We start from the raw sequence: 26,365 nt of genomic DNA on the forward strand, positions 1-26,365 counted from the left end.
AGGGGGAGGCGGGGTCATGAGCGGGCCGGAGAACCGGGAGGCCGTGGCCGGCCAGGCGGCGCGCGCCTGTCAGCGCCCCGACTGCGACGGCACGTACGAGGACGTCGGCGGCGGCGAACTGTACTGCGACACCTGCGGTCTCGCCCCGGTCGTGTCGCCGACGGGGCTGGTCGGCTCGCCCACGACCGGCATCACGGTGGGCGGCCGTGACTCACGCGGTTCGTCGGGCAGCGGGCGGTCGCACGGCAGCCGCGGCAGCGGCCGCAGTGCGCGTACGTCGTCGCAGTCGTCGAAGTCCCGGCGTTCGGTCTCCGGGCGGCTCTCCCGCGCGCTCACGGGCCGGGTCTCCGGCCGCTCGGTGTCCGTGCGCAGCTCCGGCGCGGGCGCCGTGTCGTCCGGCCGGGGCCGCCTGGGCGCCGGGCTGGTCGAGGTGCCGCCGATCCCGCGCCCCGATCCGCGCGGAATGGTGCTGGACAGCCCCGAGGTGCCGGAGCGGAAGCGGTTCTGCTCCCGTTCGGACTGCGGGGCGCCGGTGGGCCGGGCCCGCAACGGCCGGCCGGGGCGTACGGAGGGGTTCTGCACCAAGTGCGGCCACCCGTACTCCTTCGTGCCGAAGCTGCGGTCCGGGGACGTGGTGCACGGCCAGTACGAGGTGGTCGGCTGTCTGGCGCACGGCGGGCTGGGCTGGATCTATCTCGCCGTGGACCGGGCCGTCTCGGACCGCTGGGTGGTCCTCAAGGGCCTGCTGGACACGGGCGACCAGGACGCGATGGCGGCCGCCATCTCCGAGCGGCGCTTCCTCGCCGAGATCGAGCACGCCAACATCGTGCGGATCTACAACTTCGTGGAACATCTGGACCAGCGCACGGGCTCCCTCGACGGCTACATCGTCATGGAGTACCTGGGCGGCAAGTCGCTCAAGGAGATCGCCAACGCCCGCCGCACGCCGGAGGGCAGGCGCGACCCGCTGCCGGTGGAGCAGGCGTGCGCGTACGGCATCGAGGCGCTCGAGGCGCTCGGTCATCTGCACAGCCGGAACCTGCTGTACTGCGACTTCAAGGTCGACAACGCGATCCAGACCGAGGACCAGCTGAAGCTGATCGACATGGGCGCGGTGCGCCGGACGGACGACGAGGAGTCGGCCATCTACGGCACGGTCGGCTACCAGGCGCCCGAGGTCGCCGAGACGGGCCCGTCGGTGGCGTCCGACCTGTACACGGTGGCCCGTACGCTCGCCGTTCTGACGTTTGATTTCCAGGGGTACACGAGCGTTTTCGTGGACTCGCTGCCGGACCCGGACAACATCGAGGTCTTCCGTCAGTACGAGTCCTTCTACCGGTTGCTGGTGCGCGCCACCGACCCGGACCCGGCCCGCAGGTTCGCCTCCGCGCAGGAGATGACCGAGCAGTTGACGGGGGTGCTGCGCGAGGTCGTCTCGCTCCAGTCGGGCCGTGCGCGGCCGGCGCTGTCCACGCTGTTCGGCCCGGAACTGCGGGTGACGGACACGGAGCTGTTCCCGGTGCTGAACGGCGATGTGTCCCGGCTGGGGAGCAGGGCGCCCCGCCCCCGGACCCGTCTCGGCAAGGGCCGCCGCGCCCTCGCCCCCGCGGGCGGCACCCCTGCCGTCCCGGCCGCCCCCTCCGCCTTCGCCGCGCCGCCCGCCGTGCCCGCCGCTGCGGCCGCCACCCCGGTCCGGCCCGTCGACTGTGCCACCGCCGCGCTCGCGCTCCCCGTTCCGCACGTGCATCCCGCCGACCCCAACGCCGGCTTCCTCGCGGGTCTGCTGACGTCCGCGCCGGGTGAGCTGATCAACGCGCTGGCGGCTGCGCCCGCCCCGTCGACCGAGACCCTGCTGCGCGAGATGCGCGCCCGGCTGGAGACCGGCGAGCGGGACACGGCGCTGCACACGCTGCGCGCACTGGAGGACGAGGACCCCGACGACTGGCGGGTGGTCTGGTACCGGGGCGTGGCCGCGCTCGTCACCGGCGACCACGAGGGCGCGGCGCTCGCCTTCGACGCGATCTACGACGCCTTTCCGGGTGACATCGCGCCGAAGCTGGCGCTGGGCCTGTGCGCGGAGGTGCTGGGCCAGCTGGACAACGCCGCGGAGTACTACCGCCTGGTGTGGTCGACCGACCCGAGCTATGTGAGCGCCGCGTTCGGGCTGGCCCGCGTCCAGTTGGCGGCCGGCGACCGGCGCGGCGCCGTGACCACGCTGGAGTCGGTGCCGGAGTCCTCCATCCACTACACGGCCGCACGGGTGGCGGCCGTCCGGGCGCGGTTGCGCGGACGTGCGGCAACCCGCGGCGACGTACGGTTCCCGGACGACCTGGCCGCCGCCGCCGGGCAGGTCGAGGCCCTGGAGGCGTACGGTCTGGATCCGGCACGGCGCGAGCAGTTGTCGGCCGAGGTCCTCGGTTGCGGGCTGGACTGGGTACTCTCCGGGGGCCAGGGTTCCGCCCCTCCCGCCGCCGGGGGACGGACGCTGCTCGGCAGCGGCCTGGACGAGCGGGGCCTGCGCTTCGGCCTGGAGCGCTCGTACCGCACGCTGGCCCGGCTGGCGCGCAGCGGCGAGGAGAGGATCGACCTGGTGGAACGTGCCAATCGTTACCGCCCCCGGACATGGGTGTAGTTGATGTCGCAGATGCCTCAGCAGGCCGCTCTGTCGAAATGCCCGAGCTGCGAGGAACCCCTCGAGTCGGGTGATCGTTTCTGCGGTGCCTGCGGATACGACCTGTCCGTGGTCCCCGCGCGGCCGCAGGACGAGCCGACGATCACCCTGAACGGCGCGGTGCCGCCCCAGGCGCCGGCCGACCGTGCCCGTCCCCGGCCCGCGGCCGCACCTCCCGCGGCACCACCGTGGCCCGCGCCCGGCCCGGCCGGATCCCTCGACGGGCCCCCGACCCATCAGCCGACGGACGTGCCCGGTACCCACTCGGACGGCTCCCCGCTCTCCGGCGCGGCGGACGGACCGGCCACCCCCGCATCCCCCGCCCCGGCCGCCGCCCGGACCCCGGACGAGGGCCCTCGCGTGTCACCGCTGCCCCGGGGCACCGCCGGACAGCCTGGCACGCCGGGCGATCCGGCGGTCCCACCGGCATACGGCAGCCCAGTACCACCGCCGCCCGCGCCCGCGGCACCGCCCGCCCCGTCGTCCGGTGTCCGCTTGGACCGCCGCGCGCAGCCCGGCACGCCCCCCGTGCCGGAGGCGTCCCCCGCCCCCGGAGGGCACCCGGGCGGCGCTGACCACCAGACCGCGCAGCCCGAGGAGTACCCCCTCCAGGCGCCCGACCCGCGCATGACCGCCGGGCCCGAGCGTCAGGCCGGCGGCGCGGTGTGCGTCGCCTGCCGTGCGGGCAGGGTGGACGACGACGGCTACTGCGAGAACTGCGGCCACGCCCAGCCACGCGAACGGGACCACATGGAACAGGAATGCGGCCCCCTGGCCGCGGTCAGCGACCGCGGCCTGCGCCATCACCGCAACGAGGACGCCTTCGGTATCGGCACCGCCACACTGCCCGACGGCTCGCCCGTCTCCGTGGCGATCGTCTGTGACGGTGTCTCCTCGGCGACCCGCCCCGACGAGGCATCGCTCGCCGCCTCCCGTGCGGCGACCGGATCGCTCCTCGCGGCCCTGCCCCGCGGAACCCATCCGCAGCAGGCGATGCACGACGCGATCATCGCCGCCTCCGAGGCGGTCAACGCACTGGCCGACGACCCCGAGGCGGCCGCCCGTGAGCACGCCCCGCACCAGAACGCCCCCGCCTGCACGATCGTCGGCACGGTGGTGGCGGCCGGTCTGCTGGTCGTCGGCTGGGTCGGCGACAGCCGCGCCTACTGGATCCCCCTGGACCGCTCCGCCCCGGCGGCCCGGCTCACCGAGGACGACTCGTGGGCCGCGCAGATGGTCGCCGCGGGCCTGATGGGCGAGGCCGAGGCGTACGCCGACCACCGGGCCCACGCCATCACCGGCTGGCTCGGCGCCGACGCCTACGAACTGGAACCGCACACCGCGTCGTTCAAGCCGGACCGGCCCGGAGTGATCGTGGTCTGCACCGACGGTCTGTGGAACTACGCGGAGTCGGCCGACGAGCTGGCCGAGATCGTTCCCGCCGACGCCGCCGCGCGCCCCCTGCACAGCGCCCGGGTCCTGGTCGGTCACGCGCTCGACGGAGGGGGCCACGACAACGTAACAGTGGCCCTCGTGCCGTTCCCGGTCGTCCCCCAGGGGGCAGGATCGGCCTGAGGCCGCGTACGGGATGCCTCCTGCGGGGTCTTCACGCAAGCCGCGACGGGCCGGAGGGGACCGGCCCGTCATCCGTCGTCGCCCCGCGCCGCCGGGGCATCCAGGGGGGAGCGAACAGGCATGGCCATCTTCTCGAAACCGAACGTGCCGCAGTTCTCGGTGGACGTGTACCAGAACGAGTACCTGCCGGAGGGCGGCCGCGAGGTCAACGCCATCGTCACGGTGACGGCGACCGGCGGCGGCACCATCGGCAGCGCGGTGGCGGCGCACCACCTCTACTCGCCCGGTGAGGGGCCGTCGGCGGCCGTGGTCCTCATGGTCGACTGCTCGGGCTCGATGGACTATCCGCCGACCAAGATGCGCAACGCCCGGGACGCGACCGCCGCCGCGATCGACGCGCTGCGCGACGGCGTGCACTTCGCGGTGGTCGGCGGCACCCATGTGGCCAGGGAGGTGTATCCGGGCGACGGCGCGCTGGCGGTCGCCGGCGCCGCCACCCGTGAGCAGGCCAAGCAGGCACTGCGGAAGCTGAGCGCGGGCGGCGGTACGGCGATCGGCACCTGGCTGGGTCTCGCCGACCGGCTGCTGGCGTCCGCGGACGTGGCGATCCGGCACGGCATCCTGCTCACCGACGGCCGCAACGAGCACGAGTCGCCGGAGGACCTGAAGGCCGCCCTGGACGCCTGCGCCGGACGGTTCACCTGCGACGCCCGCGGCGTGGGCACCGACTGGGAAGTGAAAGAAGTCACAGGCATCGCCTCCTCGCTCCTCGGCAGCGCCGACATCGTCGCCGACCCGGCCGGTCTGGCCGCCGACTTCACGCTGATGATGGAGACGGCGATGGGCAAGGAGGTCGCGGACGTCTCACTGCGGCTGTGGACCCCGGCCGGCGCGACGGTGCGGTTCGTCAAACAGGTCGCGCCGTCGGTCGAGGAACTCACCGGCCGCCGTACCGAGTCGGGCCCGCGATCGGGCGACTACCCCCTTGGTTCCTGGGGAGACGAGTCCCGCGACTACCACGTCTACGTCGAGGTGCCCTCCGCCGGCCTCGGCCAGGAGATGCTCGCGGCCCGGCTGTCGCTGGTCATTCCGCAGCCCGACGGCGGCGTGCGGAACCTCGGCGCACAGGGTCTGGTGCGGGCCGTGTGGACGGACGACATGGCCGCCTCGACGTCCATCAACCCGCAGGTGGCCCACTACACCGGACAGGCCGAACTGGCACAAGTCATCCAACAAGGGCTCGATCTCCGCAAAGAGGGAGACAAGGACGGAGCAACGGCCAAACTGGGCCGCGCCGTTCAGCTCGCGAGTGCGTCCGGCAACGCGGATACTGCGAAACTGCTTTCGAAGGTGGTGGACGTCGTCGACGCCGCGACCGGTACTGTGCGACTGAAGGCGAAGGTGGAGGAGGCCGACGAGATGACACTCGAGACCCGGTCGACCAAAACCGTTCGTGTGAAGAAGTGATCTGCAAGTAGTCGAGCCTGACCCATCGGGGTCGGAGAAATCCGGTCGGAAGCGACCGGGCAAGGAGAGGGGGAAGCGCCGACATGCCGACCTGCCCGAACGGACACCAGTCGGGTTCCGACGACTGGTGCGAGGTGTGCGGTCACCGCATGGCCGGTGCCGTGCCCCCACCACCTCCTCCCCCGCCGCCCGCGCCCGGCGGCTACGGCTACCCGCCGCCCGGCGGCCCCGCGGGCGGTCCGGGTGGACCCGGCGGCTACGGCGGCCCCGGTGGACCTGGCGGACCCGGTCCCGGTGGACCCGGTGGCCGGACCGAGCTGTGCCCGCAGTGCCGTACGCCGCGCGAGGGCGGTGCGCCGTTCTGCGAGGAGTGCCGGTGGAACTTCCTGACGAACACGGCGACCTCGTACACCCCGGCCGCCCCGCGTCAGCCGGCCCCGGGCCCCGGCCCCGGACCCGGGGGCCCCGGGCCGGGCGGGCCCTTCCAGCAGCAGCCCGGGCCGTCGTACGGCGGCGGTGACTCCTACGACTACCAGGGCTCGCGTCCCTCGCAGATGAACCGCCCCGCCGAGCCGATCCCCCCGGGCCCTCCCGGCTTCGGCGGCGACCCCTCACGACCGGTACCCCCGCCGCCCGGACCGGGCGGCCACGGCGGGCCGGGAGGCCAGGGCGGTCCCAACGGTCCCGGTGGACCGAACCGTCCCGGTGGACCCGGTACTCATGGCGGACCCGGAGGCCACGGCGGACCTGGCGGTCCGGGAGGCCACGGCGGTCCGAACGGGCCCGGTGGACCGAACGGTCCCGGTGGCCCCGGTGCTCCGCAGGCGTTCCAGCCCGGTCCGCAGGCTCCTCCCGGATACCCGCAGGAGACCGGACGCCCGCAGCAGGGCGGTCCGCCCTTCGGCGGCGGTGACGACGACTGGGTGATCTCCCCTCCGAACGGCGGCCCCGGCGGCCCGAACGGCCCCGGTCAGGGCGGCGGTTACGGCTACCCCCAGCCCGGCGGCACCCAGGCGCCGCCCGGACCGGGTGGCTACCCGCAGCAGTCCCACCGGCCGCAGGGCCCGGTCACCTGGACCGCGACCATCGGTCCGGACCGTGACTACTTCATGGCGATGATGCACCGCTCCGGTCCCGAGGCCGCGGGGCTGAACCTGCCCGCGTACTCGCCCGAACAGCAGCGCCAGCTCACCGGCAACCAGCTCACCATCGGCCGCCGCCGCCACTCCACCGGCGACACCCCCGACATCGATCTGTCCACACCCCCGGAGGACCCGGGCGTCTCGCACCAGCACGCGGTACTGGTGCAGCAGCCGGACGGCACCTGGGCGGTCGTCGACCAGAACTCGACCAACGGCACGACGGTCAACGGCTCCGACGAGCCCATCCAGCCGTTCGTCCCGGTCCCGCTCCAGGACGGCGACCGCGTCCACGTGGGCGCCTGGACGACGATCACCATCCACCGGGGCTGAGCGGAGCACGAGCCCGTCCGGCGGTTCATGCCGCCGGACGGGCCTCTGCCAGGGGGCGAGCGCCGGAGTGCTTAGGCCTTGAGACCTAGGCCGTGCCGTCTGAGACCATGGGGAGCGTGACAGAGATTCGGCGCGGCACGCTTCAGGAGCAGACGTTCTACGAGCAGGTCGGCGGGGAGGAGACCTTCCGCCGGCTCGTCCACCGTTTCTACCAGGGAGTGGCGGAGGACCCGCTGCTGCGGCCCATGTATCCCGAGGAGGATCTGGGCCCGGCGGAGGAGAGGTTCGCGCTCTTCCTCATGCAGTACTGGGGCGGCCCGACCACCTACAGCGACAACCGCGGCCACCCGCGGCTGCGGATGCGCCACGCCCCGTTCACGGTCGACCGCGCGGCCCACGACGCCTGGCTGAAGCACATGCGCGACGCCCTGGACGACCTCGCACTCCCCGAGGAACACGACCAGACCCTGTGGAAGTACCTCACCTACGCCGCAGCCTCGATGATCAACACCCCGGACTGACCCGGCGTCCGCGCGACCAGCCAGCCCTTCGGGCAACCCAGCTCCTCGGACAACCCAGCCCCTCCGGCGTTCGAGGAGCGGGGTCCGGGGCGGAGCCCCCGGGACGGGAAGGGGCGGCGGGGGCGAAACCCACCCGCCCCCGGACTCATTGGACTCACCGGACTCACCGCACGCTGATACCCAACGCACCCACACCCGCCCGCCGCACAGCCACCGACCCGTACCGCGTACGCAGCCGCAGCCACGCCCCCGACGACAACAGGCTCTGCTCCCCGCCCCGCAGGAACCCCAGCGACTGAGCGGCATGCACCGCCCTCACCTGAAGCCCGGTCTCCCCGACCGTACGGGACCAGATCTCCCGCCCCACCTGGTCGAGCGCGGCACGCGTCCGCGCCTGCGGCGCCAACTCCTCCGTCCGGGACCGGAACTCCGCGACCGAGGCCGCGACGAGCCCCCGCAGCTCACCGGGCGCCGGCAACCCGGGCTCGGCCCGCCAGCCGCCGCGCGGCGGCAGCACACCGGCCCACGGCGGCCCGGTCACCGCACCCGGTACGGCGGCCGTGGCGGCGGACTCGTCCACCGCTTCCAGCAGCTCGCCCGCGGACACGGTCACGTCCAGCGTGACGTCCAGCCCGTTCTCGTACGGCTTCGCCAGCCGTGCGGCGCGGATGGCGAGCACCTCGAAGGAGGGCGGCCGGCCGAAGACGGCGAGCGCCGTGCCGGCCGCCTGCAGCCGCACCGCGGCGGAACGGTCGTAGTGCAGCAGCCGGGAGAGGAAGGCCGCGAGATCCGCGGCCTCCCCCTCGTCGGCGAGATGGAGCACCGTCATGCGGCGACGGCCTCCTCCTTTTCACCGGCGGCGCCGTCGGTGCCGTCGGTGTCGTCGGCGGCGTCGTCCGTGTACTCCTCGAGGAACTCGCGCTCCTCGGCGGTGAGACGGCGCGGACGCTGCGCCTCGAAGTCGAACGGCACGATCACCGTCGACGCGCGGACGTAGACGACGTCGCCGTCCTTCACCTCGTAGGTGAGGGTGAAGGAGGCGGCCCTGATCTGCGTGACCCACAGCTCGATGTCGACCGGGTGGTGCCGGTGGACCAGCTGCCGCTTGTAGTCGATCTCATGGCGTGCCACCACGGACCCCTGCTTGAAGTCCTTCTCCGGGCGGAACAGGAAGTCGATACGGGCTTCCTCCAGGTAACGGAGGAACACCACGTTGTTGACGTGGCCGTACGCGTCCATGTCCGCCCAGCGCAGTGGGCAGCGGTAGATGTGCCGCAAGAGATCAGCCCCGGGTCAGCTTCTTGTAGGTGGCACGGTGCGGACGCGCCGCGTCCGGGCCGAGCCGCTCGATCTTGTTCTTCTCGTACGACTCGAAGTTGCCCTCGAACCAGAACCATTTGGAGTCACCCTCGTAGGCGAGGATGTGCGTGGCGACGCGGTCCAGGAACCACCGGTCGTGGGAGACGACCACGGCGCAGCCGGGGAACTCCAGGAGCGCGTTCTCCAGGCTGCCGAGCGTCTCGACGTCGAGGTCGTTGGTCGGCTCGTCGAGGAGCAGCAGGTTGCCGCCCTGCTTGAGGGTGAGCGCGAGGTTCAGCCGGTTGCGCTCACCGCCGGACAGCACTCCCGCGGGCTTCTGCTGGTCCGGGCCCTTGAACCCGAACGCGGAGACGTACGCCCGCGAAGGCATCTCGACATGGCCGACGTTGATGTAGTCGAGCTCGTCGGAGACGACCGCCCACAGGGTCTTCTTGGGGTCGATGTTCTCGCGGCTCTGGTCGACGTAGGAGATCTTGACCGTGTCGCCGACCTTGATGGAACCGGAGTCCGGCTCCTCGAAACCCTGGATCATCTTGAACAGCGTGGTCTTGCCCGCGCCGTTCGGTCCGATGACCCCGACGATGCCGTTGCGCGGCAGCGTGAAGCTGAGGTCGTCGATGAGGACCTTGTCGCCGAACCCCTTGGTGAGGTTGTTGATCTCGACGACCACGCTGCCCAGGCGCGGACCCGGCGGGATCTGGATCTCCTCGAAGTCCAGCTTCCGCATCTTGTCGGCCTCGGCGGCCATCTCCTCGTACCGGGCGAGGCGCGCCTTGGACTTGGCCTGACGCCCCTTGGCGTTGGACCGCACCCACTCCAGCTCGTCCTTGAGACGCTTCTGCCGCTTGGCGTCCTTGGCACCCTCGACCTTGAGGCGGGTGGCCTTGGTCTCCAGGTACTTGGAGTAGTTGCCCTCGTAGCCGTGCAGCCGGCCGCGGTCGACCTCGCAGATCCACCCGGCGACGTTGTCCAGGAAGTACCGGTCGTGGGTCACGGCCACGACGGTGCCCTCGTACTTGGCGAGGTGCTGCTCCAGCCAGTTCACCGACTCGGCGTCGAGGTGGTTGGTGGGCTCGTCGAGCAGCAGCAGGTCGGGCGCCTCGAGCAGCAGCTTGCAGAGCGCCACCCGGCGCTTCTCGCCACCGGAGAGGTTGGCGACCGGCCAGTCCCCGGGCGGGCAGCCCAGGGCGTCCATGGCCTGCTCCAGCTGGGCGTCGAGGTCCCAGGCATTGGCGTGGTCGAGCTGCTCCTGCAGCTTGCCCATCTCGTCCATCAGCTCGTCGGTGTACTCGGTCGCCATCTGCTCGGCGATCTCGTTGAACCGGTCGAGCTTGCCCTTGACCTCGGCGACGCCCTCCTGCACGTTCTCCAGGACGTTCTTGTCCTCGTTCAGCGGGGGCTCCTGGAGCAGGATGCCCACGGTGTAGCCGGGAGTGAGGAACGCGTCACCGTTCGAGGGCTGCTCGAGCCCCGCCATGATTTTGAGGACCGTCGACTTGCCGGCGCCGTTCGGTCCGACGACGCCGATCTTCGCCCCCGGCAGGAAGCTCAGGGTGACGTCGTCGAGGATCACCTTGTCGCCGTGCGCTTTGCGCGCCTTGCGCATGGTGTAAATGTACTCAGCCAAGAGAAACCGTCCGGCAGCTGGCAGTGGGCAGATACACCCCATCTTGCCGCACCGCCACCCCTTGGAGGAAACGCGTTGCCGCCGGGGGCTCTGACCTGGCCTTTCCTGGGCGACGCCCGTACCCCGCCGGTCACCGCCCACCGGTCTCGGGCACATGCGCACGGCTCCGGGACGGCCCGACGGTGCCGCTCCCCCACCGCGCCGGGTTACCGTGCCGCCGTGACCAGCGCAGCGGAGCGCCCTCCCCTCTTCCTCGACGGCCCACTGATCCCGTTCGGATCGCCGGCCGGTCAGCCGGAGGTCACTGCCGTCTCCTCCACGACGGTCGGGGAAGGCAACCCGCTGCTGGCCCGGCTCGGCCCCGGTGTCGGGGCGCGCCTGGCGGCTCTGCGCTGCCGGCTCGTATGGGCGACGACCTGGGGGGAAGCGGCGAACGAGATCATCGCCCCGCGCATCGGCCTGCCGAGGCTGCCCGTGGTGGAGTGGCCCGACTCCGGCGCGGTGGGCGGCCCGCGGGGTCTGCACTGGAAGACACCCGCCCTGGTCGAGTGGGCCGGCGGCCGGCCCTTCGTCTGGGTCGACGACGAGATCAGCGAGATGGACCGCCTCTGGGTCGCCGCCGCCCACTCCGGGCCGTCACTGCTCCATCGGATCGACCCGGCCCAGGGCCTCCAGGACGCCGACTTCTCTCTCATCGCCGAGTGGCTCCGTGCCGTCGCGGCGGCATCGTGGCCCACGGCGTCCGGCGGGTCGTGAGCCTGCTCGCGGAGCCGGTCGTGGACTGGTGCGCGCTTCCCGGACCGATCCGGGGGAAGGCTGGTTCGCGCTGCCTGCGGTCGAGACCGGCCGGCGGGCGATCACCCTCCGCGGGAGGGCGCGGGCAGCCCGCGAGGAGGCTCCTGCCGGCCACTGGGTCCATGGCCGGCGGGGGCGGCCGCACCCCGCGCCGGCCGTTCGCCCGGGACGGTCCTCCGGGAGGCCGGGCTCAGTCGACGGGCGGGGTCTGACGCTGGCGGGTGATGACCAGGCCCGCTCCGCCGAGGACGACCAGGGCTATGGCGGTGCCGGCGATCCACGGAGTGGCGCTGGAGGCGCCGGTGGCGGCGAGGTTGGTGTCGGTGGGGGTGTCCGGGAGGGGCGTGGCGCTGGGGGCGGTGAGGGTCTGGGTGGTGGTGCCCGCCTCGGCGGCGCGGGTGCGGCAGTCGAGCATGCCGGTGAAGCGCTTCTGGAAGCCCGGCGGGCCCTCGACCGTGAAGTCGTACGGCTGGTCCTCGTTGAGCGGGACCGTCACCGTAACGGGCCTGCCGGCCGTTACGGTGTGCCGGGTGCCCGCGAGTTCGAACGTGAAGGGCTCGTCGCCCTGGTGGGTGACCGTGAGGTCCACGCCGCCCCTGGCGCAGTTCTCCCGGGCCGACAGGGCGGGTATCGCACCCTTCTCCGCCCAGGTGACGCTCGCCTTCGCCGAGACCGTCGACTCACTGGATCCGGCCAGGATCTGCGTCTGGCTGCGGCTCTCGGAGACGAAGGCGCGGCCGACCGGCACCGTGGTGGAGGCCTGCGCTGTCAGCTCCACCGTGCCCGTCTCCTCGCTCTCGGGCACCTCGAAGAAGATCTCACTGCCGTCGGCGGCGGTGGTGACGGGTTCGCCCTTCTCGTCGACGATCCGCACCCCGGCCGTGTCGGCGTCCGCCGGCGGGGAGACCGTCACACTGCGTGCGTCGGTGCGGACCGTCACCGGGCCGACGCGCTCGCCCGGACGCCCGGAGACCGCCGGCGGGTCCAGGGTCAACGACGCCCTGGGCTCCGGCTGGTCGCGGGCCTTCTTCTGGAGGTAGTCGGCGAGCTGCTCGGCCTGGGGGTCCACGGCGTCCACGTCCACGTCGTCGGAGTACCGCCAGATGGCCACCTGGGTTCCGGCCGCCGCGTCCTGCTCGGTGAGCCGGCCGCGGACGCCCGCCTTCTCGGCGAGCGCCGCGAGGTCGTTCACCTGCGGGTAGGAGTTGCGCAGGATCCAGCGGATCCGGCCTGCGTCCTCGTTGATGCCCAGCGAGGTGCCGCTCCAGGCGGTCTCGTGGTACTTGGCGTCCTTCTGCGTGGGCGTGTGGAGGTCGACGCAGTAGGTCTGCAGCATGCCGCCGCCCTCGACGGACATCTCGAACAGGCCCGCGGACACCTGAGTGTCCCCGGCGGCCCCGCGTATGACCGCGGCGCCGTAGGTCTTGAGTCCGCTGATGGTCGCCGCGGCTCCACTGTGTCCCGGCGCCGTTCCGCCGTCGGCGGCCGCCGTCCCGGCACCGGCCAGCACGGTGGCGGCGACCAGTCCTGACACCAGCGCTCCCGCGGCGAGGCGGGCCGACCCACGTCCGCGCGCGGTCCACGCGGAGAACGAAACAGACACCTAATTCCCTTCCGAGCTGGACCCGTTGGCGAGGGAGGACGGTCCCACCAGCGCAGTCTTCGGCCCCACGAGCCCTCCGGAGCCGTCCCGGCATCCTAAGGAGGCGGCGGACAGCGCTTGCCGATGATCGCGTCGGAGGAGAGATCCGAATCGGAATCGTTATCGCCGCAGCTCCCCGGAGGCAGGGCTTATCGACAAATCCACCCGGGACGGTTTCGGTATGCACCTGTCGATAAGCCTCAGCTCGGCCGGCGAATCCGGTTGCTGTCGCTGAGAGTTGACGTCACGTCACAGCGGTCGGCTCCGGGCTCGGCCGGGCGCCCTGCTCGCCGGGCGGCGGTGAATCCTGCTGACCCGTATCCCAGTTGGGTTCCGGGCGGTCCGGGACAGCCGTCTGTTCCGGTCGGGGCGCTCGGCGGAAGGCGGTGGTGCCCCGGGCCAGGTCGTGGCCGATCGCCACCGCGTCGATGTCGGCCGACATCCAGCCCTGCTGCCCCTCCCGCGTCTCCGTGCGCACCTTCAGCCGGCCCTGGACGATCACCGGTTCGCCCACCGACAGGGACGCCGCGGTGTTGGTCGCGAGCTGGCGGTTGGCCCACACCGTGAAGAAGTTGGTGTGCCCGTCCGCCCAGGCGCTCTTCTCCCGGTCCCAGTACCGGGAGCTGACCGCCACCCGGAACCTCGCCGCAGGACCGGAGGCCGTCTCCCGGTACACCGGCCGTGTCGCCACGTTCCCCACCACGCACACCATCGTCTCGTTCATCGCGTCTGCCTCCCTGGCCCGCGTCCGCCGGCATCCACGCCGGCGCCGGGCGGATACGCGCACGGGCCCGTCCCGTACGGCTGCCGTCTGGCGCGGCGGCCGCGGACCGTGCCGCGATCGCCGTGCCGCCAGACTGCCGCCGTACGGGCCAGGCCCGCCGGGCACTGTGGACGGCCTCCGGCCCTGTGGACATCTCCGCCACCCGACCGGAGGCCCGCCGTACAGGCCACAGGCCACAGGCCCCACCGAGCAGGCCGCAGGGTTCAGCCCCTGCCGGTACTCGCCCCCGGTCCCGCCGCCACCCCCATGACCCGTCCGTACTGCTCCCGTACCTCCCGGTACCGCAGGAGTTCCGCCGCCACCGGGTCCAGGACGCGGGCCCGCCCGCAGCCCGAGGCCGCCTCCCGCAACCGTCGTTCCGCCTCCAGCCCATACCGCCGGGCGGGTCCCCGGGCGGCCATGCGGCAGCTCCATTCGACGAGCGGTCCGCCGACGATGCCGATCACCATCAGCAGCACCGGCACCCCCAGGTTCGGCGCCATGACCCCGATGATCTGCGCCAGCAGCCACAGCCCGCCCGCGAACTGGAGGGCCGTCATCGACACCTGGGCGAGTACGGCCACCGGCCACCATCCGGGCCGGGGCGGCCTCCCCGGGGGCAGGCCCGCGCGTACGGCCAGTTCGTCCAGCGCCTCCGGCAGCCCCTGGGAGCCGCGTACGGCCGCTTCCCGCACCGCCTGCGCCCACGGCGCCGGCAGTCCCGCACAGGCCCGGTCGGCCACCGTGCGCACCGCCTGCTCCACACGCTGCCGGGCGGTGACCTCCTCGTCGTGCTGGCCCCGCAGGGTGACCCTGCCGGTGGACGGCTCGCTCCGCTGCCGGCACCAGCGCCACAGCCTCAGCCACGGCGTGCCGCACGCGCGGCCCGCGTTGCGCAGCCAGGCGCGCTCGGCCGCCTCGCCCGCCGCGGTGGCGCCCACGGCGTCCGCGAGCCGGTCGGAGAACTCCTCGCGCGCCTCCTCGCTCAGACCGGTGCGGTGACGGGTGGCGTACACCGGCCACAGCCGGGCCGCCGCGATGTCGACGTCCGCGGAGATCCGGCGGGCCGGCGCCCCGCGCTCGGCCACGAACCTGCCGAGCGCCTCCCGCAGGTCGCCGACCCCCTCGCCGGTGAGCGCGGACAGCGCCAGCACGGTGGTGCCGGGTTCGCCGTACTCGCCGAGGACGATGCCGTCCTCGTCGAGCAGCCGCCGCAGATCGTCCAGGACCTGTTCGGCGGCCTCCCCGGGCAGCCGGTCGACCTGGTTGAGGACGACGAACATGACCTCCGCGTGGGCCGCCATGGGCCGCAGATAGCGCTCGTGCAGCATGGCGTCGGCGTACTTCTCGGGGTCGACGACCCAGATGACCGCGTCGACCAGCCCCAGCACGCGGTCCACCTGCTCCCGGTGCTGGACGGCCGCCGAGTCGTGGTCGGGCAGATCGACCAGGACGAGCCCGCGCAGCCGGTCGTCCGCATCCGCCGTCACCTGGAGGGGACGCCGTCTGAGCCGGGGCGGGATGCCCAGGCGCTCGATGAGACTCGCCGCGCCGTCGCTCCAGCTGCACGCGATGGGCGCCGCGGTGGTCGGCCGGCGGACGCCGGTCTCGGAGATGGGCACTCCGGCCAGCGCGTTGAAGAGCTGCGACTTGCCGCTGCCGGTGGCGCCCGCGAGGGCCACGACGGTGTGCTGCCCGGAGAGCCCGCGCCGCGCGGCGGCCTCGTCGAGGATCCGGCCCGCCTGGGAGAGGGTGCGGTTGTCCAGCCGGGTGCGGGAGAGTCCCACGAGCTCACGCAGCGCCTCGAGCCGGGCACCGAGCTGGGGGCCGTACGCCAGGGGGGCCACCTTCTGCGGTACGGACGCCCTCGGCTCCGTCACCCGGCACTGCTCCTCACCCGCGTTGCCGCTCACGCGCCGCGCGATCAGCCCGTCGTCCCAGGGACCCGCCGCATCCGCCCGGGACGCGCCCTCGACGTCCCGTCCGGAGCATCCGGAGCGTCCGGAGTGCTCCGGACCCCCGGCACACTGCGGACTCCCGGAAGGCTCGGCACGCTCGGCACGCGCGGGGTGCTCGGCATGCTCCGGGTGCTCCGGGTGCTCGGTGTGGTCCTGGTCAGTGACGGCGGTCACCGGTCACCTCTCCTTCTGCAGTACGGACAACGCGGCGATGAGTTCGGGCTGGGGTTCCGCGTGCACCTCGAGCGCGTCCAGCGGGGTGAGCCGGCGTTCGCGTTCGGTGTGCATGACCCGGTCCACGTGCTCGACGAGCAGCCGCCCGCCGCGGTCGCGCAGCCGCAGGGCGCCGTGCGCGCCGATCCGTTCGGCAAGCCCCTCCCCGGCACTCCGGGCCCGGCGGCCGCCCAGCAGGGCGGTGGCGACCAGCGCGGCGACCATCTCGGGGTCGGGAGCCAGGCCGCGGTCCAGCTCCCGCACCTCGTCCTCGGCGTACTCCTCGAGCTCGCGCCGCCAGCGCCGTACGGCCAGCCCGATCCGGTGCTCGGCGCTCTCCGGGCCGCGGTCACGGCCGTCGAGTTCGGGGGCGTCCGCGGCCGGTTCGCGCCGCCAGGCGTCCTCGACGCGCTCGTCGGCGGCGGCGACGGCGCAGAGCAGCAGCGCGCCGAGGCTCTCCACCAGGGTGTCGAGGAGTTCGCCCGGGGTGCAGTCGAGGGGGAAGGCCCGCCACCGTTTGAGCGCGTCCCCGGCGAGTACGGCCCCGGCCTGGAGCCGGCCGCGCACACGGGAGTGCTCGCTGTCGTACGCGCCCTCGATGGCGGAGGTGAGCCGCAGCGCGGCGGCGTACTGGGCTGCGGCGGCCCCGGCGAGGTGGGGCAGACGGGAGCCGAGGGAGTCGAGGACGCCGTGCGCGGTGCGGGCCACGACGTGCTGCCGGGCGGCGGGGTCCAGCGTCTGGTGGATGAGCCAGGTGCGCAGCGCAGCGACGGCGGTCGCGGGCAGCAGTCCGCCGCCCCAGGCCGACTCGGGCAGCTCGGGCACGGTGAAGCGGGGTACGTGGCCGAGTCCGGCCTTGGTGAGCAGGGCGCCGTACTGCCGCGACACCTCGGAGACGACCTGGTGGGGCACCCGGTCCAGCACGGTGACCAGGCTGACGTCGTACTCCTTGGCGGTGCGCAGCATGTGCCAGGGGACGGCGTCGGCGTAGCGGGCGGCGGTGGTGACCATGATCCAGATGTCCGCGGCGCTGATGAGTTCGGCGGCGAGGACGCGGTTGTCGGACACCAGGGAGTCGATGTCGGGGGCGTCGAGGAGGGCGAGGCCGGGGGGCAGGGTGTCGGCGGTCTCGACGCGCAGCACGCGCGCGGGGTTCTCGCCGGGCAGGAGCAGGTCGTCCGCCGGGTCCTGATGGTGGGGAACCCACACGCGCGTCAGGTCGGGCAGCACCCGCATGCCGCTGAACCAGTGGTGGTCCTCCGGATGGCAGACGAGCACCGGTGTGCGTGTCGTCGGCCGCAGCACGCCCGCCTCGCTGACGCGCCGGCCGACGAGGGAGTTCACCAGGGTGGACTTTCCGGCCCCGGTGGATCCTCCGACGACGGCCAGCAGGGGCGCTTCGGGATCTCTCAGCCGGGGCACCAGATAGTCGTCGAGCTGGGCGAGCAGTTCGTCGCGGTCGGCACGCGCGCGTGCGGCCCCCGCCAGGGGCAGCGGAAAGCGTGCGGCGGCGACACGGTCGCGCAGGGCGGAGAGTGCGTCGAGCAGCTGAGGCCGTACGTCCAAGGTCACCACATGCGAAGAATGCCCAATTTTAGGGGAATTCTGAAGCATATGAGCATGTCTGCGCGCCGACAGAACACAAGGGATGGAAGGGACGACTGAGACACGGACACAGCTCAGGCATAACGAGTGCACAACACCCGATGCGCGAGAGGCCGAAATCGGTGCACGATTCGTACCTGCCTGCGATTATCAGGACCGCTTCACCGAACCTCCACATCGAGCCACGGAGGTGAGGCGACAGGGACAAGGACGCGGGAGCCCTATCCTTGTCTCCGGCAACGTCAGGAACAGGCCCTACCAGGGCATCATGACGCCAGGCCGTCACCACCGGCCCCCGTAGCTCAGTGGATAGAGCAGGCGCCTTCTAAGCGCTTGGCCGCAGGTTCGAGTCCTGCCGGGGGCGCAAGTCTCTGCCCTCCCGTCGGGGAGGGCTTTTTGCTGGTCAGAGCACATTTCACTCACCACGCCGAAACCCCGGACACTCCTCCGACGATCATGGGGAGGTTCCGGGGCTGTCCGGCTGTCACCGGGTTTTCGCGGGTGGCTGTGTCGAATACGTGTCGAAGTTTTCGGCGAGAGGCCTCAGCCTGCGTCGGCCGTCTCGGGGAGATCTCCCGCGGCCTCCAGCCGCCTCTTCAGGTCAGGCAGCTGCCCCTCGACACACCGTGCGTAAGTAGCCAGCAGGACCGGCACGCTGTTCCCGGCCCATTCGGCGACCTGAGCGGGCGGGATCCCGTCATTGAGCCACTTGGTGAGGCGCGTGTGCCGGTTGTCGTACACCCGCCTCCCCGTGGGCGAATCGAAGACGTGCGGGGGCAGCACGGCCTTGCGCGCGCCGCGCCACGCCCGGCGGATGACCGAGCCGGCGAGAATGCCGCCCGTCTCCCCCTGGAACAGCAGATCACCGGGCTTGAGCTGTTCGTCCGCGATGTGCTGCCGCAGGATGCGCGTCAGGGCGGGATGCCCCGGCACGCTGCGCGTCTCACCCTCGGCGCGGCCCTTCAGATCGCGCTCCTCGTGGATCTCTCCGGTGTCGGTCCACTGCTTGCCGACCTCCGGGGTCGCCGTGTGGATCAGCAGCTCACACCACTGGTCCCGGACGTCGGGGTCGGGAAGCGTCACGTCCTGCACTCGCATAGCTACGGCTTCCTCCGGCCGCAGAGCGCAGTAGTACAGCGTGGCGAAGAACGCGTGCAGCCGCGGTCCCCCGCGCGGCCGGCACCGGATCCAGCCGAGGAGTGCCGCCGCCTGGTCCGCGTTCATCAGGGACCGCTTGTCCACGGCGTTGCTGGTCTTGGTGACGGCCGTCGACTCCTTCCCCTTGGGAAGGGGGTTGGTCCGCAGGACGCGTCGCCGGATCGCGTGCTGCATGACGACATTGAGGATCCGGCGGTTGCGCTTCCGGGACCAGGCCGCCGCCTGTTTCCCGTCGAGGCGCGTGTCGACGGCTCGCAGGACCTCGTCGACCCTCTCCGGCTCCTCCCAGACCGAGACCGGCAGGGAGTTGCGCTCCACCCACCTGAGGATGGTCACCACGTCTCGCGGGGCGTCCGCGCGGTGTGTCGCATTGAACGCCCACTCACGCAACGCGGTCCGCACGGCCACCGGGGCGAAGTGGGTCGGCTGGACGCGCAGCAGTGCGATGGTGACCGCAGTGAGGGTCTTGGCGGTGTTCTTACGGCTGTTGCCGCCGAGTTCCGACCAACGAGCGTCCACGTACCCGACCGCGAACGCGTACCAGCTCATCGAAGCCGACTTGGAGCGGTGGGACACCGGCAGCCCGGTCGCGATGACGAAGGCTTCGCCCTTGCCCGTGGCCCGGATCAGTTCGGAGCGGAAGCCCTCGGCGAGCGCGACGGTGCCGAAGGGCTCACGCCAGCGCTTGCCCGCGACCTCCCAGCGCACGGTGTACGTGGTCTTCCGGGCACCCTTGTACGTGAGGATCTTGTAGACCTTCACGTCGTACGTGGTTTCCATCAGGCGGCGTCCTCGCGGTCGTCGAGCCAGTGGTCGAGATCGCTCCGCCGGATCCGGAGGTCGCCGTTCGGGAGCTTGATGCAGCGCGGCGCACGCCGCTTCGCCCGCCAGTCGTAGAAGGTCGAGCGCGAGACGCCCAGTTCCTTGCAGACCTCCGCGAGGGTCAGCATGGTGCGCGACCGGACGGCCGTGGTCATTCCGTGTTCCCTTCGCTTCGGAGCGCCTCGCGGGCGGTCTCTCGGTTGGTGTGCAGGTCGCGCGCGATGGTCGCGGCGAGAGCGGCTTCACCCGGGGTGTGGCCGTGGCCGGCGTACTGCCAGTCGGTCAGGACGAGGATGGTGTCCGGTTCGCGGTCGTCGAGGCCGAGGGCCGACGCCTCCTGCGCGGCGCGGAAGTCGGCGCGTTCCTGGCGGAGGGCGCCGAGGGTGGTGGAGTAGGCGCGCGACTTGGACGAGAAGTGCCCGCGGAAGCCGAGCATGTGCGCCCAGGCCCAGAGCCGTCGGTCCGGATACAGGGCGTCGAGGTCGCGGCACGCGGTGATGAGCCGCCGGGTGTGGTCGGGGACGCCGTGGCGGTCGAGTTCGGCGAGTTCCCCGATGCGGCGGTCCAGGGTGCCAGTGTTCTCGGCGGCCTTGGTGGCGTACTTGGCCACGTACGAGGCGACGGCCTGTTCGGTGATGTCGGAGCCGTCCCCGAAGGTCTTCACGGGGCGGACGTCGAGCTGTCGGCCCCAGCGGAACGTCCGGGCCGGCTGGTCGGCGGCGGCCGGAACCGAGACGGACGTGTACGAGTGCGCGGCGGCGGCCCGGAGCACGTCGGTGAGCATGTCGACTGTGGCCCAGGCTGGCGGCGGTGTGCCGGGTCCCTCGGGGCCGTCGAGGCGCACGACGGCGTGGAAGTGCAGGGCCCCGCGCTTCTGGAACTCCGCCACCTTGCCGTACGAGACACGCAGGTGATCGGCGAGCTCCCGGCGGGCCAGGCCGCGGCGGGCGGCGAGTTCGCGGCGGAGCCGGGTGGTGAAGCGCTGCCAGAGCTGTCCGGCGTGGTTGTTGAACAGGACGGCGCCCGCGTAGTCGTAGGCGTCCGGGTCGAGGGCGGTGCCCAGCTCCGGGGCGCCGGACGCGTGCCGGTCGCCGCAGCGGCAGGGGCCGCCGTGATCCGGCCGGTTGTGGACCGGGCCGAACGAGGGGGCCGTGAGGGTGACGAAAACGCGCGGGTGATCGCGGACGGCGGCGGAGATGTCCCGGCGGTCATCCCCTGCGAGGCCGGCCCGGATGAGGTGGTAGGTGTCGCCCGCGTACGTCCAGGCGCAGGACGGGCAGCGGGAGGCACGGCGGTTGCCGCAGGCGAGGCGAAGGCGTCCGCCCGGCTCGTTCTCGGTGGAGTAGTGGTGCAGCGTCTCGCCGGTGGTCTTGTCCTTGGTGAGCGTCCAGCCGGTGAGGTGGATCGGGTCGGAGCAGCCGCCGGTGCGGCGGATCTGGTCCTCCCAGCGGGTGTAGTCGGAGGCCGAGGCCACCCGGAGGATGTCTCCGAGCGTGATCGGGTCGAGTGGGTGGGCGGACGTGGGCACCTTGGGTGTCGCGGATGAGGCCCGGTGGGCCATGCTGAGGGTTCCTTCCGGTTGCGAGATCGATCGGTGGGGACGGCTCCCGGGCGGCGGATGCTTGGCGGTATCAGGGCCGCCCGGGGGCCGGTCAGCGACGCTTGGCGTCGGCGGTGATCAGGGAACGCAGGACGAGGGCGCAGACGGCGACGGACGCGCCGGTGACGGCGACGGACGCGCCGGTGACGGCGACCGCCAGGAGCAGCGAGACCAGGACGGCACCGAGGACCAAGACCACAGCCGTGCCAGCGCCGACGAGCGCGAGGGTGGTGCCGGGGGTGAGCTGGACGACCGGGCGGGACGGGGCCGGGGCGACGGGGGCCGGAAGCGGGACCGGGGTGTACGAGGTGATGGTGGTCGGCTCGGCGATCACGGGCCGGGAGACGAGTCCGGTCGGGGTGGGCATGGTGGGGATCTTCGGGCGCAGCATGGCAGGGCTCCCTACTTGGTGATGGCGGTGTCGATGACGGGGGCGAGGAGGCTGTCGGCGATGAGGTAGCCGCCGAGGAGCAGCACCAGGACCAGCCAGAGCGGCGGGCGGAAGAGCTTGCAGCCGAGGTAGCCGACGGCGGCGAGGGCGAACCAGAGCGGGACCTGCATTGCGGTGTCTCCTAGCGGACGCGGCAGCGGTGGGTGCGGGCGGCGGTGCCGCTGGAGTAGTCGGCGGACCAGCCGCAGCGGTCGGCGGTGCAGACGGCGGCGTGCTTGGTTCGGCCGTTGCGGTCGCGGTGGGTGCCGATCTGCACGGGGCCGATCCGCATCACGGACTGGAAGTGGTCGCGGGCGGGCATGTCAGTCGGTCTCCTCACGGGTTGCGGTCGGGTCCGGGAAGCCGGCGCGGATTCCGGCGGCGGTGGCCGGGTCGGTGGTGCGCCGGGCGGCTTCCTCGGCGAGCAGGTGGGCGAGGTAGGGCCGGTCGGCGGCGGTCATCTCGCGGGCGCCGTCGAGGTAGTCGGAGGCGGTCAGGCCGGCGGGGTCGGAGGTCATCTGTCGTCCTGTCTTCCGGGTCAGGTGAGCTGGGCGGCGATGGCGTCGGCAAGGTGCGGCGGGACACCGAGGCGGGCGCGCAGGGTGTCGGTGTCGATCGGGGCGCCGGTGCGGTCGCGGTAGTCGGCAGCGACCTTGCGGGCGTGGTCGACGAGGACGGCGGGAACCGCGGGGGCCGGGTCGGCGGGCGGAAGCGCCGGCGGTTCCGCCTCCGGGGCCGGGGTGGGCGCCGGGTCCGGCACGGGTTCGGCTTCCGGCTCGGGGTCTGTGACGGAGTCGGTTTCCGGTGCGGGTGCCGGCTCATCCGGGGACTGGTGGTCGGCGGAGTGGGCGAGGAGGGTCCCGCCGAGGAAGGCGAGGGCGGGCCATCCGGCGATGCCCAGGCGCAGCAGGGCGGGCGGGTCGGCCAGGTCGAGGAATCCCGCGGTGGCGACGTTCGCGCCGAGCGAGGCGAACAGGGCGATGAGGAACCAGCACCAGGCCAGCCGGGACGGTCCGTCAGCGCGGAGGCGTCGCCAGGCGGCGACCATGAGCAGATCCACGCTGACCGGGTAGGCCTAGGCCTTCCAGCCGTCCTGTCCGGCAGCGGCGGCCAAGTCGTGCAGGTGGGCGAAGGACAGGGCACCGGCAATCACGGCCTGGACCAGGACGGCGTCGACACGCAGGACGTGACGGGCGGCCATCAGGACTCCTCCCCGGTCGGCGGCTCGGGAAGCGAGGCGGCCAGGGAGGGGCTGACGACGTCGACGAAGTCGAGGTCGGCGCCGCTGGTGTCGGCGTAGAGGGCAAGCTGGCCCAGGAGCAAAACGGTGCGGGCGAAGTCCTCACAGTCGGGGCACATGACGCGGGTTCTCCCTTCATCAGGCATGGCGGGGGTAGGGACTTGGCGCGAAGGACGGTCGCGCCGGCCGAAGTGGCAAGCGAGAGATCAGGCGGTGGCCGGAGAAGGCTTGACCGACGGCACAGGTTCGGCGGCGGGCCCGGCGAAGGCGGGCCGGAACGGCGCCAGTTCGGGCAGGGTCGGGGTCCGGTCGGCGTGCCGGTTGCAGAGGTTCACGGCTTGGCGGAGCGAGGTGTGCGGAGCCCGGATGCGGTGCCAGCCGCCGGAGGAGTCACCCGCAATGGCGATCCCCCGCAACTCGGCCGGGATCTGGATGGCGGCGAGGACGGCGTCCGGGGAGATGTCGCCGAAGGCCATGTTGGCGCTGGTCTCGTCGTTGACGCGGTGGGCGGTTCGGCCGGTGAGCTGGGCACGGAGCATGGTGATGCCCTTGCCGAGTTCGGAGCCGAAGCGCTGTCCGCAGATCTCCAGGTAGATGCCGGCCGCGCGGCCGAGCTGGGCGAGGCGGACCAGGGCGGTGATGATGCGGTCGCGCCGCTTCTCCTCCTCCTTGCCGGCGAACAGGGCGAGTTCGGCGACCTCGTCGACCAGGACCACGATCGGGGTCGGACGCAGTTCGTCGGGCAGATCCCAGATGTCGGCGGCGATCTCCGCGTCCGGCACGTCGACCGTGATCCGCTGCTGGGCACGGATGAGCTGATAGACGTCTGCCATCCGAGTCACGAGCGCGTCGAGCAGTTCGGCGGCGGTGTCGGGGTTGTCGGCGAGGGCGGAGAAGCGGCGGGCCAGCGGGAACAGCTCGACCCCCTGTTTGCAGTCGATGCCGACGAGCGCGACGTCCATCGGAGCGAGTCCGACGACCAGGTTGCGTTGGTAGACGGACTTGCCGGATTCCGTGGCACCGAGGGTGAGGGCATGAGGTATCGCCCGATAGTCGCGGTAGTGCACCGAGCCGTCCTGCCGCAGGGCGACGGGAACCCGCATGGGCCGGGTCTCGACCGTGGCGGGCATCTGCACCCGCTTGAGCACGTCGTAGCCGGTCATCCGCACCTCTACGACGCCGGACCGCAGCTCACGCGAGGTGACGCCGTACATCGAGAACGAGTGCCGCAGCCGGTCCAAGGCAGCGGCGATGTCGAAGGCGTCCTGTCCGGGGCGCAGTTTGAGCCGTAACACCAGGCCGGTGCGAGTCGGCCGCAGCCGCAGGATGCGCGGTGGACGGGACTCCGGCATAGGGCGGTTGGTGGTCCGTGCCAAGGCGAGCCGCCATCTCGCGGGCAGTACGGTCAGACCGCACGCGTCCATGACGGAGCCGTACCGGACCAGAACCCGCAGCGTGGCCAGGGCGACCCCGAAGGCCAGCCAGTACCAGGCGGGACGCCGCCACCGCAGGAGACCCGCGGCGGCGACGACCAGCACCAGGACGACCGCAAAACCGGTCATGATCAGGCCGCCTTCGGCCCTGCGGCGGCGTTGACGTCGGCGAGCGAGGTGACTGCGACCGCGCGGAACGCGATGCCGTGCCGCTTCTGGCCGTTGAAGTCGTTCTCCCACGGCCGCGCGACCAGGCCGGTGAGCGCGACCGGCGTGCCCATGGCCAGCTCACCACTGATCCCGGGCTCCGGGACGGTGATGGACAGGATCTCCACCTCCTCGTTCGCCGCGAACATCACGTCGACCGTCATCAGCTTCGAGCCGGACTCGATGTCCATGGCGATCTCGCCCGTACGGCGGTCCTTGACCTTGGGCTGCGGGGTCTTGGCGGCCATCACGATCGCGGCGGAGGTGTCGACGGGAATCTGACGCATAGCAGAGCACTCCTCTATAGATGCCAAACTTCGCCACTCATGTACATGAGTGACATGAAGAAGAGTGCACCACTCCTATACATGAGTCAACCCGTCGCGAAGAAGAACTCGCGACGGGCTGTGGAGGGTTGAGGGGCCGTCAGTCGTCGGCAGGGATGCGGTACTCGAAAACGAACTGGTCAGCGGCCATGAGCGTGTCGCACACCTCGACCACGAGACCCGCGGTCGTACGGGCCTCCCGGATCAGGTGAACCACGGCAGCACCCGGGCTCAGCGCAAGCTCCGAGGCCTCTGCCTTCGAGGCCGGCCTCGCTTGCAGCGTCTCGACGAACTCTGCGAACTCGTGTCCGTGGTCTTCGAGTCGGGCGTAGATGCCACCACCGCCGGGGTTCTCGGCGAACAGTTCCGGGATCTCCTTCACGACATCCCACGGCAGGTAGGACGTGGCAGTCTCGACCGGAACGCCGTTGCGGAAGTAGAGGCGCCGGCGGGCCAGCACCTGTGTACCGGCGGGGACACCCAGCCGCTGGGCTGCGTCCTCGGGAGCCTCCATGGGCCCGATGTAGAGGACGCTCACCTTTGCGGTGGCGCCGGACTGGGCGGACTCCGCAAGGTAAGCCGCCTGCCCTCCCTGCCGGAGCGAACGCCGGAAGCGATCGGAGGAACGGTGCCGCACAGGAGGCCGGTTCTTCACGATCGAGCCCTTGCCGTGCCGGGTCTCGACGAGTCCACTCGCCCGCACCTCGGCCATGGCCTTACGGATGGTGCCACCAGACACGCCGTAGCGATCCACCAGCTCGGATTCACTCGGGACCATGTCACCGGGCTTCAGAATCCCCGCCCGGATCTGCTGCACGATCTCTTCCGCGATCTGCACGTACCGAGGCCCGGCCGTGCCCCCTCCAGCAGCAGTTCCCATAGTCCTTCTCTGCCTCCTAAGCTCCTCTACATGAGTCAACCACAGGAAGCGACACCGCCTCCCCTGCACTCCGTGTCCGTAGCCGGAGTGGTGGTGCGCGAGGACGGCCGCCTCCTTGCGATCCGCCGAGCCGACAACGGCACCTGGGAGCTCCCCGGCGGCATCCTCGAACTCGACGAGACCCCAGAGGCCGGCGTCACTCGCGAGGTCCTGGAGGAGACAGGCATCCACGTCGAGGTGGACGAACTCACCGGCGTCTACAAGAACATGACCCGCGGCGTCGTCGCCTTGGTCTTCCGCTGCAAGCCGTCCGGCGGCACTGAACGCACCTCCGGCGAGTCCACGGCAGTCTCATGGCTCACGCCCGACGAGGTCAGCGAGCGCATGTCCGAGGCCTTCGCCATCAGACTCCTGGACGCCTTGGACGGCAACGGCCCCCACGTACGAAGCCACGACGGACAGCACCTCATCCCTGTCTAGTCCCAGGTGATGTTTGACGTTCTGGTCCCAGGTGATGCTTGACGGTGGGCCTAGACAACATCGGAAACTTTGTGGGGCTTGTTCGCCTTCACGTGGCGGACGGGGATGTCGGTGGTGCGCCGGATGACGCGGACCTGCCCGTCCAGCTCGACGGTGATCG

25 protein-coding genes, 1 tRNA gene and 1 pseudogene are annotated in these 26,365 nt (G+C 72.0%); 8 read left to right on the forward strand and 19 right to left on the reverse strand.

From position 1 onward, the window contains the following. Positions 1 to 16 precede the first annotated feature (16 nt). The 5 genes from HTV45_RS21905 (at position 17) to HTV45_RS21925 (ending at position 7,706) form a co-directional block, all read left to right on the forward strand. Positions 17 to 2,632, forward strand: a complete 2,616-nt coding sequence (locus tag HTV45_RS21905; protein ID WP_215207537.1) for a serine/threonine-protein kinase — start codon at positions 17 to 19, stop codon at positions 2,630 to 2,632. Further along, positions 2,633 to 4,246 carry a PP2C family serine/threonine-protein phosphatase gene (locus tag HTV45_RS21910; RefSeq protein ID WP_251692527.1) on the forward strand — a complete coding sequence of 538 codons (1,614 nt, stop codon included), beginning with the start codon at positions 2,633 to 2,635 and terminating at the stop codon, positions 4,244 to 4,246. It abuts the gene before it with no gap. Positions 4,247 to 4,366: 120 nt separating this feature from the next. Then, the gene (locus tag HTV45_RS21915; RefSeq protein WP_215207539.1) at positions 4,367 to 5,713 is read left to right on the forward strand and encodes a VWA domain-containing protein; all 1,347 of its coding nucleotides are present in this window, start codon (positions 4,367 to 4,369) and stop codon (positions 5,711 to 5,713) included. An 83-nt stretch (positions 5,714 to 5,796) separates the two neighbouring features. Next, positions 5,797 to 7,185: an FHA domain-containing protein gene (locus HTV45_RS21920; RefSeq protein WP_215207540.1), complete on the forward strand. Its 1,389-nt coding sequence runs from the start codon at positions 5,797 to 5,799 to the stop codon at positions 7,183 to 7,185. Positions 7,186 to 7,292: 107 nt separating this feature from the next. Continuing rightward, on the forward strand, positions 7,293 to 7,706 hold the full coding sequence (locus HTV45_RS21925; protein WP_215207541.1) for a globin: 414 nt from the start codon (positions 7,293 to 7,295) through the stop codon (positions 7,704 to 7,706). Positions 7,707 to 7,869: 163 nt separating this feature from the next. Here HTV45_RS21925 and HTV45_RS21930 read toward each other — a convergent pair whose 3' ends face one another. From HTV45_RS21930 to ettA, 3 genes are read right to left on the reverse strand one after another with little or no spacing between them, the layout of a single operon-like run. Beyond that, a complete protein-coding gene (locus tag HTV45_RS21930) occupies positions 7,870 to 8,535 on the reverse strand; it encodes a hypothetical protein (RefSeq protein WP_215207542.1) in 666 nt (221 codons plus the stop codon). Beyond that, complete coding sequence (locus HTV45_RS21935) at positions 8,532 to 8,984, reverse strand: thioesterase family protein (protein ID WP_215207543.1); 453 nt, start codon at positions 8,982 to 8,984, stop codon at positions 8,532 to 8,534. The genes HTV45_RS21930 and HTV45_RS21935 overlap by 4 nt, the downstream gene beginning before the upstream one ends. Before the next feature lie 4 nt (positions 8,985 to 8,988). Then, on the reverse strand, positions 8,989 to 10,653 hold the full coding sequence (gene ettA / locus HTV45_RS21940; RefSeq protein WP_215207544.1) for an energy-dependent translational throttle protein EttA: 1,665 nt from the start codon (positions 10,651 to 10,653) through the stop codon (positions 8,989 to 8,991). 219 nt (positions 10,654 to 10,872) lie between these two features. On the opposite strand from ettA, the gene HTV45_RS21945 reads away from it, so the two are divergent. Further along, on the forward strand, positions 10,873 to 11,409 hold the full coding sequence (locus HTV45_RS21945; RefSeq protein WP_215207545.1) for a hypothetical protein: 537 nt from the start codon (positions 10,873 to 10,875) through the stop codon (positions 11,407 to 11,409). 229 nt (positions 11,410 to 11,638) lie between these two features. On the opposite strand, the gene HTV45_RS21950 is transcribed toward HTV45_RS21945, so the two are convergent. From HTV45_RS21950 to HTV45_RS21965, 4 genes are all read right to left on the reverse strand, one after another. Continuing rightward, positions 11,639 to 13,051, reverse strand: a complete 1,413-nt coding sequence (locus tag HTV45_RS21950; RefSeq protein ID WP_215207546.1) for a Cys-Gln thioester bond-forming surface protein — start codon at positions 13,049 to 13,051, stop codon at positions 11,639 to 11,641. Between the two features lie 283 nt (positions 13,052 to 13,334). Beyond that, positions 13,335 to 13,814 carry a single-stranded DNA-binding protein gene (locus tag HTV45_RS21955; RefSeq protein WP_215207547.1) on the reverse strand — a complete coding sequence of 160 codons (480 nt, stop codon included), beginning with the start codon at positions 13,812 to 13,814 and terminating at the stop codon, positions 13,335 to 13,337. A 263-nt stretch (positions 13,815 to 14,077) separates the two neighbouring features. Next, positions 14,078 to 15,985 (reverse strand): YfjP family GTPase, encoded by a 1,908-nt coding sequence (locus HTV45_RS21960; protein ID WP_215207548.1) that lies wholly within the window; start codon positions 15,983 to 15,985, stop codon positions 14,078 to 14,080. A 3-nt stretch (positions 15,986 to 15,988) separates the two neighbouring features. Continuing rightward, positions 15,989 to 17,599 (reverse strand): dynamin family protein, encoded by a 1,611-nt coding sequence (locus HTV45_RS21965; RefSeq protein ID WP_215207549.1) that lies wholly within the window; start codon positions 17,597 to 17,599, stop codon positions 15,989 to 15,991. Between the two features lie 321 nt (positions 17,600 to 17,920). On the opposite strand from HTV45_RS21965, the gene HTV45_RS21970 reads away from it, so the two are divergent. Then, a tRNA-Arg gene (locus HTV45_RS21970) sits at positions 17,921 to 17,993 on the forward strand. Between the two features lie 179 nt (positions 17,994 to 18,172). On the opposite strand, the gene HTV45_RS21975 is transcribed toward HTV45_RS21970, so the two are convergent. From HTV45_RS21975 to HTV45_RS22030, 12 genes and pseudogenes are all read right to left on the reverse strand, one after another. After that, positions 18,173 to 19,567 (reverse strand): site-specific integrase, encoded by a 1,395-nt coding sequence (locus tag HTV45_RS21975; protein WP_215207550.1) that lies wholly within the window; start codon positions 19,565 to 19,567, stop codon positions 18,173 to 18,175. Then, positions 19,567 to 19,764 (reverse strand): AlpA family transcriptional regulator, encoded by a 198-nt coding sequence (locus tag HTV45_RS21980; RefSeq protein WP_215207551.1) that lies wholly within the window; start codon positions 19,762 to 19,764, stop codon positions 19,567 to 19,569. Before HTV45_RS21980 ends, HTV45_RS21975 begins: the two co-directional genes overlap by 1 nt. Next, on the reverse strand, positions 19,761 to 21,170 hold the full coding sequence (gene repSA, locus HTV45_RS21985) for a replication initiator protein RepSA (RefSeq protein ID WP_215207552.1): 1,410 nt from the start codon (positions 21,168 to 21,170) through the stop codon (positions 19,761 to 19,763). Before repSA ends, HTV45_RS21980 begins: the two co-directional genes overlap by 4 nt. Positions 21,171 to 21,261: 91 nt before the next feature. Continuing rightward, positions 21,262 to 21,600, reverse strand: coding sequence for a SpdD-like protein (locus HTV45_RS21990; RefSeq protein ID WP_215207553.1), 339 nt, complete (start codon positions 21,598 to 21,600; stop codon positions 21,262 to 21,264). Between the two features lie 11 nt (positions 21,601 to 21,611). Then, positions 21,612 to 21,770: a hypothetical protein gene (locus HTV45_RS21995; protein ID WP_190154412.1), complete on the reverse strand. Its 159-nt coding sequence runs from the start codon at positions 21,768 to 21,770 to the stop codon at positions 21,612 to 21,614. A gap of 11 nt (positions 21,771 to 21,781) precedes the next feature. After that, positions 21,782 to 21,961 (reverse strand): mobile element transfer protein, encoded by a 180-nt coding sequence (locus HTV45_RS22000; protein ID WP_215207554.1) that lies wholly within the window; start codon positions 21,959 to 21,961, stop codon positions 21,782 to 21,784. A gap of 1 nt (position 21,962) precedes the next feature. Next, a complete protein-coding gene (locus HTV45_RS22005; RefSeq protein ID WP_215207555.1) occupies positions 21,963 to 22,157 on the reverse strand; it encodes a hypothetical protein in 195 nt (64 codons plus the stop codon). A 20-nt stretch (positions 22,158 to 22,177) separates the two neighbouring features. Beyond that, positions 22,178 to 22,840, reverse strand: a pseudogene (locus tag HTV45_RS22010) (DUF2637 domain-containing protein). Beyond that, a complete protein-coding gene (locus tag HTV45_RS22015) occupies positions 22,840 to 22,998 on the reverse strand; it encodes a hypothetical protein (protein ID WP_215207556.1) in 159 nt (52 codons plus the stop codon). The pseudogene HTV45_RS22010 and the gene HTV45_RS22015 overlap by 1 nt, the downstream one beginning before the upstream one ends. 87 nt (positions 22,999 to 23,085) lie before the next feature. Beyond that, positions 23,086 to 24,441 (reverse strand): FtsK/SpoIIIE domain-containing protein, encoded by a 1,356-nt coding sequence (locus tag HTV45_RS22020; RefSeq protein WP_215207557.1) that lies wholly within the window; start codon positions 24,439 to 24,441, stop codon positions 23,086 to 23,088. 2 nt (positions 24,442 to 24,443) lie between these two features. Beyond that, entirely contained in the window at positions 24,444 to 24,806 is a 363-nt protein-coding gene (locus tag HTV45_RS22025) for a hypothetical protein (RefSeq protein WP_215207558.1), read from the reverse strand. Between the two features lie 139 nt (positions 24,807 to 24,945). Further along, the gene (locus HTV45_RS22030; protein ID WP_215207562.1) at positions 24,946 to 25,725 is read right to left on the reverse strand and encodes a GntR family transcriptional regulator; all 780 of its coding nucleotides are present in this window, start codon (positions 25,723 to 25,725) and stop codon (positions 24,946 to 24,948) included. A 30-nt stretch (positions 25,726 to 25,755) separates the two neighbouring features. On the opposite strand from HTV45_RS22030, the gene HTV45_RS22035 reads away from it, so the two are divergent. After that, complete coding sequence (locus HTV45_RS22035; RefSeq protein WP_215207559.1) at positions 25,756 to 26,205, forward strand: NUDIX hydrolase; 450 nt, start codon at positions 25,756 to 25,758, stop codon at positions 26,203 to 26,205. Positions 26,206 to 26,365: the final 160 nt, after the last annotated feature.

The organism is Streptomyces sp. CHD11, assembly GCF_018638295.1.
Taxonomy (GTDB): domain Bacteria; phylum Actinomycetota; class Actinomycetes; order Streptomycetales; family Streptomycetaceae; genus Streptomyces.

Bases quoted from the DNA above. Each gene is read 5' to 3' on its own strand.
- HTV45_RS21905 (WP_215207537.1), top strand. From the start codon at position 17: ATGAGCGGGCCGGAGAACCGGGAGGCCGTGGCCGGCCAGGCGGCGCGC.
- HTV45_RS21915 (WP_215207539.1), top strand. From the start codon at position 4,367: ATGGCCATCTTCTCGAAACCGAACGTGCCGCAGTTCTCGGTGGACGTG.
- HTV45_RS21920 (WP_215207540.1), top strand. From the start codon at position 5,797: ATGCCGACCTGCCCGAACGGACACCAGTCGGGTTCCGACGACTGGTGC.
- HTV45_RS21925 (WP_215207541.1), top strand. From the start codon at position 7,293: ATGGGGAGCGTGACAGAGATTCGGCGCGGCACGCTTCAGGAGCAGACG.
- HTV45_RS21930 (WP_215207542.1), bottom strand. From the start codon at position 8,535: ATGACGGTGCTCCATCTCGCCGACGAGGGGGAGGCCGCGGATCTCGCG.
- HTV45_RS21955 (WP_215207547.1), bottom strand. From the start codon at position 13,814: ATGAACGAGACGATGGTGTGCGTGGTGGGGAACGTGGCGACACGGCCG.
- HTV45_RS21975 (WP_215207550.1), bottom strand. From the start codon at position 19,567: ATGGAAACCACGTACGACGTGAAGGTCTACAAGATCCTCACGTACAAG.
- HTV45_RS21980 (WP_215207551.1), bottom strand. From the start codon at position 19,764: ATGACCACGGCCGTCCGGTCGCGCACCATGCTGACCCTCGCGGAGGTC.
- repSA (WP_215207552.1), bottom strand. From the start codon at position 21,170: ATGGCCCACCGGGCCTCATCCGCGACACCCAAGGTGCCCACGTCCGCC.
- HTV45_RS21990 (WP_215207553.1), bottom strand. From the start codon at position 21,600: ATGCTGCGCCCGAAGATCCCCACCATGCCCACCCCGACCGGACTCGTC.
- HTV45_RS21995 (WP_190154412.1), bottom strand. From the start codon at position 21,770: ATGCAGGTCCCGCTCTGGTTCGCCCTCGCCGCCGTCGGCTACCTCGGC.
- HTV45_RS22000 (WP_215207554.1), bottom strand. From the start codon at position 21,961: ATGCCCGCCCGCGACCACTTCCAGTCCGTGATGCGGATCGGCCCCGTG.
- HTV45_RS22005 (WP_215207555.1), bottom strand. From the start codon at position 22,157: ATGACCTCCGACCCCGCCGGCCTGACCGCCTCCGACTACCTCGACGGC.
- HTV45_RS22015 (WP_215207556.1), bottom strand. From the start codon at position 22,998: ATGTGCCCCGACTGTGAGGACTTCGCCCGCACCGTTTTGCTCCTGGGC.
- HTV45_RS22020 (WP_215207557.1), bottom strand. From the start codon at position 24,441: ATGACCGGTTTTGCGGTCGTCCTGGTGCTGGTCGTCGCCGCCGCGGGT.
- HTV45_RS22025 (WP_215207558.1), bottom strand. From the start codon at position 24,806: ATGCGTCAGATTCCCGTCGACACCTCCGCCGCGATCGTGATGGCCGCC.
- HTV45_RS22030 (WP_215207562.1), bottom strand. From the start codon at position 25,725: ATGGGAACTGCTGCTGGAGGGGGCACGGCCGGGCCTCGGTACGTGCAG.
- HTV45_RS22035 (WP_215207559.1), top strand. From the start codon at position 25,756: ATGAGTCAACCACAGGAAGCGACACCGCCTCCCCTGCACTCCGTGTCC.